Raw genomic sequence first — 12,179 nt, 5'->3', positions numbered from 1 at the left:
GTACTCGCGGCGGATCGACATCAGACCGGGCATCTCGTGCTCGGCCAGCGTGATCTCCTTGCGGCCGAACTCCGCCAACGACAGATCGGCGACCTTGAAGTCAGACATGTACAACGCTCCTTGAGATGATCGAAATGGTCAACGTCATCGCCTGCCGCCCGCGTTGAAGTAGCTCGCCTCCGGGTGGTGCACCACGAACGCGTCCGTCGACTGCTCCGGATGCAGCTGGTACTCCTCCGACAGCTCGACCCCGATCCGTTCCGGCCGCAGCAGCTCGGCGATCTTCGCCCGGTCCTCCAGGTCGGGGCAGGCGGGGTAGCCCAGGGAGTAGCGGCAGCCCTGGTACTCCGTACGGAACATGCCGGCCATCGACGCCGGCTCCGCACCGCCGATCCCCCACTCCCCACGCACCCGCGCGTGCCAGTGCTCGGCCAGCGCCTCCGCCAACTGCACCGACAGGCCGTGCAGTTCGAGGTAGTCGCGGTAGTGGTCGGCGGCGAAGAGCCTGGCCGTCTCCTCGCCGATCCGCGAGCCGACCGTGACGACCTGGAGCGCCACGACATCGACCTCCCGCGCGTCCTCGGCGCGGAAGAAGTCGGCCAGGCAGAGGCGGCGGCCCCGCTGTTGGCGGGGGAAGGAGAAGCGGGTCCGCTCGCCTCCGTCCTCGTCCAGGACGATCAGGTCGTCACCCTTGGACACACAGGGGAAGTAGCCGTACACGACGGCCGCTTCGGTCAGGGACTCACGCTCGACCCGGTCCAGCAAGGCACGCAGCCGGGCCCGGCCCTCCGACTCGATCGTCGCGGGGTCCTTCAGTCCCCACTGGCCCTTGAAGAGGGCGCCCTCGTCCAGCCACGACGCGTAGTCGGCGAGCGGGATGTCCTTGACCACCCGCGTGCCGAGGAACGGCGGCTCCGGTACGGGGTTGTCCGCGGCCACGTCCGAACGGCCGGCCGGCTCGGGCTCCCGTGCCTCGGGCCCCCGTACCTCCAGGACCGCCGTCTCCCGCTTCGGCACCCGCCGCTGCTTCAGCTCCGGGAGTACGGCCCCGGGCACGCCCCGCTTGACCGCCATCAGCGCGTCCATCAGCCGCAGGCCCTCGAAGGCGTCGCGGGCGTAGCGCACCTCGCCCTCGTACAGCTCGTGCAGGTCCTGTTCGACGTACGCCCTGGTCAGCGCCGCGCCACCGAGGATCACCGGGAACCTCGCAGCGAGCCCCCGGCCGTTCAGCTCCTCCAGGTTCTCCTTCATGATCACCGTGGACTTGACCAGCAGACCGGACATCCCGATGACGTCCGCCCGATGCTCCTCGGCCGCCTCCAGGATCGCCGAGACCGGCTGCTTGATCCCCAGATTCACCACGTCGTAGCCGTTGTTGGAGAGGATGATGTCGACCAGGTTCTTTCCGATGTCGTGCACATCGCCCCGGACCGTGGCGAGGACGATCCTTCCCTTCCCGTCCGCCTCCGACCGCTCCATGTGCGGTTCGAGGTACGCCACCGCCGTCTTCATCACCTCCGCCGACTGGAGCACGAAGGGCAGCTGCATCTGCCCCGAGCCGAACAGCTCGCCGACCGTCTTCATGCCGTCGAGCAGCACCTCGTTGACGATCTCAAGGGCGGGCCGGCCGGCCAGGGCCGCGTCCAGGTCCGCCTCCAGGCCGTTCTTCTCGCCGTCCACGATCCGGCGCTTCAACCGCTCTCCCAGCGGCAGCGCGAGCAGCTCGTCGGCCTTCCCCGCCCTCAGGGACTTCGCCGTCGCGCCCTCGAAGAGTTCCAGGAGGCGCTGCAGCGGGTCGTACCCCTCCCGCCGCCGGTCGTACACGAGGTCCAGCGCGACCTCGACCTGTTCCGGCTCCAGGCGGGCGATCGGCAGGATCTTCGAGGCGTGCACGATCGCCGAGTCGAGCCCGGCCTTCACGCACTCGTCGAGGAAGACCGAGTTCAGGACGATCCGGGCCGCCGGGTTGAGTCCGAAGGAGATGTTCGACAGACCCAGCGTGGTCTGCACGTCCGGGTGCCGGCGCTTCAGCTCGCGGATCGCCTCGATCGTGTGGATGCCGTCGCGCCGGGATTCCTCCTGACCGGTGCAGATCGTGAACGTCAGACAGTCGATCAGCAGATCCGACTCCCTGAACCCCCACTTCTCCGTCAGCTCCGTGATGATCCGCTCGGCGATCGCGACCTTCGCCCCGACCGTCCTGGCCTGCCCCTCCTCGTCGATCGTCAGCGCCATCAGCGCCGCGCCGTGCTCCCTCGCGAGCGCCGTGACCTGCGCGAACCGCGACTCGGGCCCGTCACCGTCCTCGAAGTTGACCGAGTTGATCACGGCCCGCCCGCCGAGCTTCTCCAGGCCCGCGCGGAGCACCGGCACCTCGGTGGAGTCGAGCACGATCGGGAGGGTCGAGGCGGTGGCGAACCGCCCCGCCAGCTCCGCCATGTCGGCGACGCCGTCCCGGCCCACGTAGTCCACGCACAGATCGAGCATGTGCGCGCCCTCGCGGATCTGGTCCCGCGCCATCTCGACGCAGTCGTCCCAGCGGCCCTCCAGCATCGCCTCGCGGAACTTCTTCGAACCGTTGGCGTTGGTCCGCTCCCCGATCGCCAGGTACGCGGTGTCCTGCCGGAACGGGACGTGCCCGTAGAGCGAGGAGGCGCCCGGATCGGCGACCGGCGTACGGTCCCGCACGGCCGCGCCGCGGACCCGGTCCACGATCGCGCGCAGATGCTCCGGGGTCGTACCGCAGCAGCCGCCGACCAGCACGGCGCCGTACTCCCGTACGAACCGCTCCTGCGCGTCCGCCAGTTCGCCGGGCGACAGCGGATAGTGGGCGCCGTCGGAGGTGAGCACCGGCAGGCCCGCGTTCGGCATCACGGAGAGGGGGATCCCCGCGTGCCGCGCCAGGTAGCGCAGGTGCTCGGTCATCTCGGCCGGTCCTGTGGCGCAGTTCAGACCGATCATGTCGATGCCGAGCGGCTCCAGGGCGGTCAGCGCCGCCCCGATCTCCGAGCCGAGCAGCATCGTCCCGGTGGTCTCCACCGTGACCTGCACGATCAGCGGCAGATCGAGCGCGCACCACTCCAGGGCCCGGCGGGCGCCGACGACGGCCGCCTTCGTCTGGAGGAGGTCCTGCGAGGTCTCGATCAGCAGGGCGTCGGCGCCGCCCCGGAGCAGCCCTTCGGCGTTCTGCTGGTACGCGTCCCGCAGCGGCTCGTACGTGATGTGGCCGAGGGTCGGCAGCTTCGTCCCCGGCCCCATCGAGCCGAGGACCCAGCGGGGCCGGCCGTCGGTGGCGGTGTGGGCGTCGGCGGCGGTACGGGCGATCCGGGCGCCGGCCTCGGACAGTTCGTACACCCGGTCCTCGACGCCGTACTCCGCGAGCGCCGCCAGGTTCGCGCCGAAGGTGTTGGTCTCCACGCAGTCCACGCCGACGGAGAAGTACGCGTCGTGGACGGAGGCGACGATGTCCGGGCGGGTCACGTTCAGGACCTCGTTGCAGCCCTCCAGACCGGTGAAGTCGTCCATCGTCGGATCGGCGTCCTGGAGCATGGTGCCCATCGCGCCGTCGGCCACGACGACGCGGCGCGCGAGCTCCTCCCGCAGGGCAGGTCTCATGACAACCCCCTGAGATGGACGAGGAGTTCGGCCGTGCAGCCGAGCCCGTACGTCGTCCTGATCCGGTCGAGGAGCGGCTCCCGGTGCAGCCGGTACTCCTGCGTCCCCACGTAGTCGAGGACGGTCGCGGCCACCGCGCAGCCCAGCTGCGCCGCGCACCGCTCGGGCACGCCCCACGCCGTCCCGGCGAGGAACCCGGCCCGGAAGGCGTCCCCGACGCCGGTCGGGTCGACGACCCCCGGCACCTCCACCGCCGGCACGGAGAGGGTGTCCCCGCCCGCGCGGCGGATCCGGACGCCGGACGCGCCGTGCGTGGTGACCCAGGCGCCGACCCGGCGCAGGATCTCCGCCTCCGACCAGCCCGACTTCTCGCCGAGCAGGGCCGTCTCGTACTCGTTGGAGAACAGCCACCGTGCACCGTCCACCAGCTCCCGCACCTCGTCCCTGCCGAGCCGCGCCAGCTGCTGCGACGGGTCGGCGGCGAACGGGATGCCGAGCTCGCGGCACGTACGGGTGTGCCGGACCATGGCCTCGGGGTCGTCCGGGGAGACCAGGACGAGATCCAGCCGGCCCGCCCGGGCGACGACCTCCCGCAGATCGATCTCGCGGGCCTCGGCCATCGCCCCGGCGTAGAAGGTGGCGATCTGGTTCTGCGCCCGGTCGGTGGTACAGACGAACCGGGCGGTGTGGAGCGACGCGCTCACGCGCACCGCGTCGGTGTCCACACCGTGGTCCTTCAGCCAGATCCGGTACGGCTCGAAGTCGGCACCGACCGCGCCCACCAGAACCGGGCGCAGCCCGAGGACACCGAGCCCGAAGGCGATGTTCGCTGCCACTCCGCCGCGTCTGACCTCCAGGTTGTCGGCGAGGAACGACAGGGAGACCCGGTCGAGCCGGTCGGCGAGCAGCTGCTCGCTGAACCAGCCGGGGAAGGTCATCAGATGGTCGGTCGCGATGGACCCCGTGACAGCGATCCGCATCTCCCCTACACCCCCGCTGCCTTCTTCAGCGCGTCCACCCGGTCCGTGCGCTCCCAGGTGAACTCCGGGAGCTCGCGGCCGAAGTGGCCGTACGCCGAGGTCGACGCGTAGATCGGCCGCTTCAGGTCCAGGTCGCGGATGATCGCGGCCGGCCGCAGGTCGAAGACCTTGCTGACCGCGTCCTGGATCGCCTCGTCCGGGAGCGTGCCCGTGCCGAAGGTCTCCACGAAGAGGCCGACCGGCTCCGCCTTGCCGATCGCGTACGCGACCTGCACCTCGCAGCGCCGCGCGAGCCCGGCCGCGACGACGTTCTTGGCGACCCAGCGCATCGCGTACGCGGCCGAGCGGTCCACCTTCGACGGGTCCTTGCCCGAGAAGGCGCCGCCGCCGTGCCGGGCCATGCCGCCGTACGTGTCGATGATGATCTTGCGGCCGGTCAGACCCGCGTCACCCATCGGGCCGCCGACCTCGAAGCGGCCGGTCGGGTTCACGAGGAGTCGGAAGCCGTCGGACTCCAGGTTGACGCCCTCCTCGGCGAGCGCCTTCAGCTCGGCCTCGACCACGAACTCCCGGATGTCCGGGGTCAGCAGCCCGTCCACGCTGATGTCGGCCGCGTGCTGCGAGGAGACGACGACGGTGTCGAGCCGGACCGGGCGGTCCCCGTCGTACTCGATGGTGACCTGCGTCTTGCCGTCCGGGCGCAGATACGGCACGGTCCCGTCCTTGCGGACCGCCGTGAGGCGGCGCGCGAGCCGGTGGGCGAGCGCGATCGGCAGCGGCATCAGCTCGGCCGTGTCGTCGCAGGCGTACCCGAACATCAGGCCCTGGTCGCCGGCGCCGCCGGTGTCCACGCCCTGCGCGATGTCCGGGGACTGGGCGCCGATGGAGACCGAGACCCCGCAGGAGGCGCCGTCGAAGCCCTTCATCGAGGAGTCGTAGCCGATGTCGAGGATCGCCTCGCGCACCAGCTTGGCTATCGGCGCGTACGCGGTGGTGGTCACCTCGCCCGCGATATGGACGAGACCCGTGGTGAGCAGGGTCTCCACCGCGACCCGGGAGTCCGGGTCCTCGGCGAGGAGCGCGTCGAGGATGGTGTCGCTGATCCGGTCGGCGATCTTGTCCGGATGCCCCTCGGTCACCGACTCCGAGGTGAAGAGACGGCGGCTGCTCATGCCTCGACCTCCATCTGGGCCTTGAAGAAGTGCTCCTCGATCGCGGCGAGGGTACGGATGGTCTCGACCTCCAGCGTCTCCATCTGGATCGCCTTCCCACACTGCTGCTCCAGCAGGAAGACGAACTCGACGAAGGACAGCGAGTCGATGAGCCGGTTCTCGATCAGGTCGAGGTCGTCGGCGATGTCGGACCGCTCGGGGTGCCGGTCCAGGATCCAGTTCTTCACCTGCTGCAGGCCGTCGGCCATGGTGCTTCTCCTTTTATGTCTGTAGGGGGGCGGCGATGATCGGGGCGGCGACCGCCACCGCGTAGTCCACGTCGTGGCTGATGGAGACGGTGATCTGGGTGATGCCGGACGCGGCGGCCATCTCGGCCGCGCTCCGGTGCAGCTCCACCAGCGGCCAGCCGCCTTCGGAGCGCCGTACGACGATCTCCGTCCAGGGCAGGAACCTGCCCCGGACCCGCAGGGTCTTGAAGGCGGCCTCCTTGGCCGCGATCCGCCCGCACAGGGACAGGACGTCGAGGCCGGTGGAGGTGCGGCAGTCGGCGAGTTCGCCGGGGGTGAGCATCCGCTCGAAGAACGTCTCGCCGTACTCGGCGAGCAGCCGGCGGACACGGGTGACGGACACGATGTCCATGCCGAGGCTCGCCCAGCCCAGACCGCCCGCCGGCGGGGCGACGGGACGGGCCGGCACGTCAGCTCACCGGCCCGGCCGCGAGACTCGCATCGGCCCGCAGGGGGGCGTTCGCGGCCAGGACCGCGCGGGTCGCCGCATCCCAGCCGCCGTGGCGGCGGGTCAGCGCGGACAGCCAGCGTTCGAGGCCGAAGGCGACGCAGCTGGTGAAGGCCGGTCCGCCGGTCGACTCCAGGGTGATGGCGCACCGGTCGCCGAAGAAGTTGCGGTGCGTGTTGACGGAGGCGATCGCCAGGTCCTCGTACAGGAACTCGTGCTTCACCGGGGTGAGGCGCTGGAGCACCGCCTTGGAGCCGCCCTTGTCGAAGAACGGGTCGCAGGCGGCCTCCTTGCGCAGCGGCAGGTCGAGCGCCGCCGCGAAGGAGTGGATCCGCTCGGTGAAGTCGCACAGGTGGGTCTCGGCGTGCTCGCGGCTGCCGATGGCGACGATCTCCCGCATACGGAAGCCGAGTTGGCGCCGCATGCCCTCGTAATGCGTCTCCTTGCGGAAGCACCACGAGCAGACGGTCACCAGGGTGTCGTCGGCGACCTGCCGGCCCTGGTGGTCGAGGTAGACGGCGTAACAGGACGCCGAGGGCAGTCCGAGCGCGGCGGGTTCGAGCGCGTCGCACGGAAAGCAGCCGGTGTCACGGCAGAGGGCGGAGGTCTCGCGGCGCTCCAGATCGAGCGGGGCGGCGACGACGGCCTGGTGGGGGAAGTTGTCGTAGTAGTCGAGCCGGGCCAGGTCGGCGACCGGCAGCAGGGGGGGCATGGTCATCGGGCGGGCGCCCGCGGTCACGCCCCAGCTCTCGAAGGTGTCGTCGAGGAGCCGCAGCAGGGCGGTCGCCTCGGGGCCGAGGGAGGGGAGCCCCCGGGTCTCCCCGGCGGCTGACGGGGTCGTCACGGTCATGATCGGTGCACCTCTCGGGTGGGAGGTTCCTGGGGCTCAGACGACGGGCAGGGTGTCGTCGGAGAAGATCCCGGTCTTCAGGAAGAAGGCGAGCGGCTTGCGGATGGCCTTGCGCTCGTACGGACGGCGGCGCTCGTCGGCGACCAGCGCGTTGCGCAGGGCCAGCGGGTCGGCGATGCCGGCGTCGCGGTAGACGTGCGGGTTGTAGAGGGAGTTGACGCTGTAGACGACGTACCGCTTGAGGTACGCCTCCACCTCCGCGACCCGCGCGGCGGGCACCGCCTCGCGCATCCGGGCGAAGAGCAGCGAGACGAGCTCGCGGCCGAAGGCGATGTGGCGGGACTCGTCCTGGTGGTGGATGCGGTTGACCTCGCGGATGGTGTGGCAGAGGGAGTCGTCCTGCGCCATCCGCATGTTGTAGTGGTCGACCAGCTCCTCGAAGAACAGGATCCGGGCGAAGACGAGGAAGTTCTCGACCTCCGGCTCCCAGGCGGAGTCGGCGCGCATGGCGGTGGAACCGTAGATCTTGTGGCCGTAGCGCCGGCAGAACTCGGCGAAGAACCACATGTGCTCGTTCTCCTCACCGATGAAGTGGTGGAAGAAGTCCGAGGGGACCTCGAAGCCGGGCATGTGGATCCGGCCGACGACCTCGATGAGCAGCTCGCGGATGCCGTGCACGTTGAGGCTGTAGAAGTTGATCGACTCCCACTTCGACAGCTTCTGGATCGTCTCCTCACCGAGCTCGTCGTAGTGGGGGGTGCCGTAGACGGTGAGCAGCTCGGGCGTCATCCACAGCTGCCTCTCCTCCAGCCGGTCCGGCCAGTCGAACTGCTGGTAGGGGTTGTAGTACTCCTCGATGGAGCGGGAGCTGAGCCGCTCAAGGACTTCCATGAACCGGTCGGTTACGGGCAGGGGGGCGCTGACGCCCATGACTACTCCTCGATGACTGTCGTCGGGACGCGGGACCTTGTCCGGGACCTCGTCCGGCGTTACGGCCGGACTTCGTAGACCGCGTTGACCGGGGTCTCGGTGGCGCGCCGCCAGCGGGTGAAGCCCGCCTCCTCGGCGATGGCGCGGAAGGCGGTCTCGCCGGAGTGGTTGCCGAGCGCGTGCGGGCCGCGCTGGGCGACGGCCACGGGCAGGCACATCACGGCGGACAGCGCCATGAACATGCGCGCGGCGGGGGTACGGGTGTCGATGTCGGCGGGCGAGACGTTCGACTCGACGAGCATCCACGTACCGTCCGCGTCCAGGGACTTGAGGACGTGCTGGGCCGCGGCGACCGGGTCGCCCATGTCGTGCAGGGCGTTGAAGAAGCAGACCAGGTCGTAGCCGGTGCCCGGGTAGTCGTCGGCGGAGGCGACCTCGAAGACGACCCGGTCGGAGAGGCCGGCCTCCTCGGCGAGCTGCCGGGCGATCGAGACGGCCTCCTCGGAGTAGTCGAAGCCGTGGACGGTGGCCTCGGGGAACGCCTTGGCGATGAGGAGGGTGGTGTGCCCGACCCCGCAGCCGACGTCGGCGACGGTCCCGCCGCCCGCGAGCCTGCCGGTGACGCCGTGCAGCGCCGGCAGCCAGTCGGGGACGAGCTTGTGCTCGTACGTGGGCTGGAAGAAGGAACCCATGCCGGTGTCGAGGGCCGCGTCGTGCTCGGCCCAGCCGACGCCGTCGCCGGTGCGGTACGCGTCGGCCAGCAGGTCCTCGGTGGCGTACAGGGCCTTGAGGGCGGTGAAGAACCCGGCGGCGAAGGTGACGGCCTTGGGGTCGGCGAGCACGGCGACGTGGTCGGCGGGGAGCGTGTACGTGCCGGCGCTCGGGTGGCGTTCGACGTACCCGGCGGAGAGCTGGGCGTGCAGCCACTCCTCGATGTAGCGGGGGTTGGTGCCGGTCTTCCCGGCGAGCTGCTCGGCGGTGACCGGGCCGTGTGCGGCGAGGGCCTTGTAGAGGCCGAGGCGCTCGCCGAGGGCGACGGTCAGGCCGCGGACGGCGGCGCCGGCGTCGGTGATGACCTGCTGGTGGAAGTCGTGGGCGGTCATGCGGCCTGGCCCTCCTCGGATGCGGGCCGGGTCGTCCCCGGCAGGTCACAGGTGAAGAGGAAGGACCTCGGCACCTGCGGGACGGAGCGCGGCGGGACCGGGTAGGGCCAGCGGCCGAAGTCGGCGCCCTCCTCACCGGGCTGCCTGACCTCCCGTACCTCCCAGCCGCAGTCGGCGAGCAGCGCCTCGGGCTCCTCGGTGCCGAAGAGCCACGGATTGCCGTCCGCCTTCAGGGCGTCGAGGAACTTCCGGGAGAGCGGGTTGTTCAGGGCGGCCCGGGAGATGACGTCGCCGAGGAGTACGGAACCGGGCGCGGCGTGCGCGGAGAGCGTCGAGATGAGGGTCCGTACGGCCTGCTCGGGCAGGAAGAACAGCAGCCCTTCGACCACCCACAGGACGGGCTCGTCGCTCTTCCAGCCCGCCTCCTTCAGGGGCCCAGTCCAGTCCTGCGTCAGGTCGACGGGGACGGTGACGCGGGTACGGCCGGCCGGCGGCGGCTCGTCGGCGAGCATGGCCGCCTTGGCGTCGAGGAGGGCCGGGCGGTCGAGTTCGTAGACGGTGACGCCGTCGGGCCAGGGCAGCCGGAAGAAGCGGGTGTCCATGCCGGCGGCGAGGAAGACGACCTGGCGGATGGAGCGCTCCTCGACCGCCTCGACGATCGCCCGGTCCAGGTAGGTGGTGCGGATGGCGAGGAACGGCACGGTGCCGGCCCCGGCGTAGCGATCGAGCAGCTCGAAGCCGATCAGGTCGGCGACGGTACGCGCGTAGGGATCGGCGAACAGCCGGTCCTCGCGCTCGGTCTCCAGGGCGCGCGCCGCGGCGGTCCACTGGGCGGTGCGGGATACGGCCTCCACAGGAGGTCCCCCTTCACTTGGGTGGGAGAGAGATGTGCCGGAGAGACATGTGCTGGTGAGACATGTGCTGGTGAGACATGCGCTTGAGAGACATGTGCTGGAGAGTGCGGACGGCCGTGCTCAGACGGTGACCCGTGCACAGGCGACCGGGTCCTCGGCCGCGGGCATCGACGACAGATGCGCGGCCTCGGTGCCGGCGGGGCGGCGCCGGAAGATGCTGTGCAGGATCATGCTGAACACGGCCGTCCCGTCGGCGGCCACGAGCGTGCACCGCGGTTTGACGGTGCCGGTGGCGGGGTTGAACGGCGACGGCGTGGCGCCAAGGATCTCCACGCGGGCGGTGAGGACGTCGCCGGGGCGGACGGGCCGCAGATAGCGGACCTCGTCGATGCCGGGCGAGCCCAGGCAGTCGCTGTAGGCGAGCAGTCCGTCCACGTAGCGGCGCATGAACAGCGCCTGGGTGTGGAAGCCGCTGGCGATCAGCCCGCCGAACGACGAGCGGGCGGCGAGCGCCTCGTCCGTGTGGAAGGGCTGCGGGTCGAAGCGGCGGCCGAAGTCCAGCACCTCCTGCGTCGTGACGGTGACGGTGCCCAGCTCGTGGATGTCGCCGGGCCGGAAGTCCTCGAAGTAGCGCATCGGGCGCCCCCCTTGACCTTGGAGTGATCGTTCCCTGGCAACACCCAATCTACGAATGGCTCGTTTCTTTTGTCAACCCAAAAGAACGGCAGAACTCAGGAACGCAGCGCGCTGTCGAAGTCGGCCCACAGGTCCTCGACGTCCTCGATCCCCACGGAGAGCCGTACGAGCCCCGGCGCTATCCCGGCCGCCGCCAACGCCCGTGCGTCCAGCTCGCGGTGGGACGTGGAGGCGGGGTGGGCGACGAGGCTCTCGACCCCGCCGAGGGAGAGCGCGAGCCTGGCGACCCGTACCCCCTCGATGAAGGCCCGGCCCGCCTCCCGGCCGCCGGCCAGCTCGATCGAGAGCAGCCCGCCGCCCCCGGCCAGCACCTTCCGGGCGGTGTCGTACGAGGGGTGGCTTCGGAGCCACGGGTAGTGGACGGCCGTGACCTCGGGGTGGGCCGCGAACCGCTCGGCGAGGACGGCCGCGTTGGCGCAGGTCTCGCGCATCCGCAGCGGCAGCGTCTGGATGCCGCGCAGGGTCAGCCAGGCCGCGAACGGGTCGGCGCAGGCGCCGAGTTCGACGGTACGGGGCCAGATCCGGCGCCGTAGCCCGTCGTCGGCGAAGACGGCGGCCCCGCCCAGGACGTCGGAGTGCCCGGAGAGGTACTTGGTGGTGGAGTGGACGACGACGTCGGCGCCGAGCTCCAGCGGGCGGCACAGGACGGGCGAGGCGAGGGAGTTGTCGACGACGGAGGTGATCCCGAGGCGCCGGGCGGCGGACAGCAGCGAGGGCAGGTCGGGGACGTGGCCGGTGGGGTTGGCGATGGTCTCCAGGACGAGCAGCTCGGGGAGGGTTCCCTCGGCCGCGGCTTCGATCTCGGCCGGGTCGTCACCGTCGACGTACGTGACCTCGATCCCGTACCGCGCGGCGAGGTCGGAGAGGACCGCGTACGTCCCGCCGTACAGACAGCGCTGGGCGAGCACCCGGTCGCCGGGGCACAGGAGGGCGAGGAGCACCCCGCTGACGGCGCCCATGCCGGACGCGAAGGCGAGCGCCCCGGCCCCGCCCTCAAGGCCGGCGAGGGTCTGCTCCAGGGCCCGTACGGTGGGATTGCCGCGCCTGCTGTACACGTACTGCCCGTCGGGGCCCGCCATGGCCTCGGCGAGCGCGTCGGCGGAGTCGAAGGCGAAGGCCGAGGACTGGACGAGCGGCACGGAGAGCGGCGCGGACAGCGGCCGACTGCCGGGCGGGGTCGGGTCGTTGACGACGTGGACGGCGCGGGTGCTGATGTGATGCACGGCGGCTTCCTTCTCGCGACA

General features: G+C 70.9%; 12 protein-coding genes. All 12 read right to left on the bottom strand.

Annotated elements, in window-relative coordinates:
• Positions 1–108: adenosylhomocysteinase (locus Q5762_RS26320; protein ID WP_315894724.1), on the bottom strand; the 108-nt coding region annotated here is incomplete at its 3' end.
• 36 nt (positions 109–144) lie between these two features.
• Entirely contained in the window at positions 145–3,615 is a 3,471-nt protein-coding gene (metH, locus tag Q5762_RS26315) for a methionine synthase (protein ID WP_315894716.1), read from the bottom strand.
• The gene (locus Q5762_RS26310; RefSeq protein WP_315894715.1) at positions 3,612–4,595 is read right to left on the bottom strand and encodes a carbohydrate kinase family protein; all 984 of its coding nucleotides are present in this window, start codon (positions 4,593–4,595) and stop codon (positions 3,612–3,614) included. The genes metH and Q5762_RS26310 overlap by 4 nt, the downstream gene beginning before the upstream one ends.
• Before the next feature lie 5 nt (positions 4,596–4,600).
• On the bottom strand, positions 4,601–5,767 hold the full coding sequence (gene metK / locus Q5762_RS26305; RefSeq protein WP_315894714.1) for a methionine adenosyltransferase: 1,167 nt from the start codon (positions 5,765–5,767) through the stop codon (positions 4,601–4,603).
• Entirely contained in the window at positions 5,764–6,015 is a 252-nt protein-coding gene (locus tag Q5762_RS26300; RefSeq protein ID WP_315894713.1) for a phosphopantetheine-binding protein, read from the bottom strand. Before Q5762_RS26300 ends, metK begins: the two co-directional genes overlap by 4 nt.
• Positions 6,016–6,028: 13 nt before the next feature.
• Positions 6,029–6,463, bottom strand: a complete 435-nt coding sequence (acpS, locus tag Q5762_RS26295) for a holo-ACP synthase (protein ID WP_315894712.1) — start codon at positions 6,461–6,463, stop codon at positions 6,029–6,031.
• Between the two features lies 1 nt (position 6,464).
• The gene (locus Q5762_RS26290) at positions 6,465–7,352 is read right to left on the bottom strand and encodes a hypothetical protein (protein ID WP_315894711.1); all 888 of its coding nucleotides are present in this window, start codon (positions 7,350–7,352) and stop codon (positions 6,465–6,467) included.
• Positions 7,353–7,388: 36 nt separating this feature from the next.
• On the bottom strand, positions 7,389–8,282 hold the full coding sequence (locus Q5762_RS26285; protein ID WP_315894710.1) for a diiron oxygenase: 894 nt from the start codon (positions 8,280–8,282) through the stop codon (positions 7,389–7,391).
• Between the two features lie 59 nt (positions 8,283–8,341).
• The gene (locus tag Q5762_RS26280; RefSeq protein ID WP_315894709.1) at positions 8,342–9,385 is read right to left on the bottom strand and encodes a class I SAM-dependent methyltransferase; all 1,044 of its coding nucleotides are present in this window, start codon (positions 9,383–9,385) and stop codon (positions 8,342–8,344) included.
• The gene (locus Q5762_RS26275; protein WP_315894708.1) at positions 9,382–10,239 is read right to left on the bottom strand and encodes an SAM-dependent methyltransferase; all 858 of its coding nucleotides are present in this window, start codon (positions 10,237–10,239) and stop codon (positions 9,382–9,384) included. Before Q5762_RS26275 ends, Q5762_RS26280 begins: the two co-directional genes overlap by 4 nt.
• 120 nt (positions 10,240–10,359) lie before the next feature.
• On the bottom strand, positions 10,360–10,875 hold the full coding sequence (locus Q5762_RS26270; protein ID WP_315894707.1) for a MaoC/PaaZ C-terminal domain-containing protein: 516 nt from the start codon (positions 10,873–10,875) through the stop codon (positions 10,360–10,362).
• A gap of 95 nt (positions 10,876–10,970) precedes the next feature.
• Positions 10,971–12,158, bottom strand: a complete 1,188-nt coding sequence (locus Q5762_RS26265; RefSeq protein WP_399495268.1) for a trans-sulfuration enzyme family protein — start codon at positions 12,156–12,158, stop codon at positions 10,971–10,973.
• Positions 12,159–12,179: the final 21 nt, after the last annotated feature.

Source organism: Streptomyces sp. P9(2023), assembly GCF_032436795.1.
GTDB lineage: Bacteria > Actinomycetota > Actinomycetes > Streptomycetales > Streptomycetaceae > Streptomyces.
Note: the sequence above shows the minus strand (reverse complement) of the source record. Positions and strands in the feature narration are given on the sequence as shown.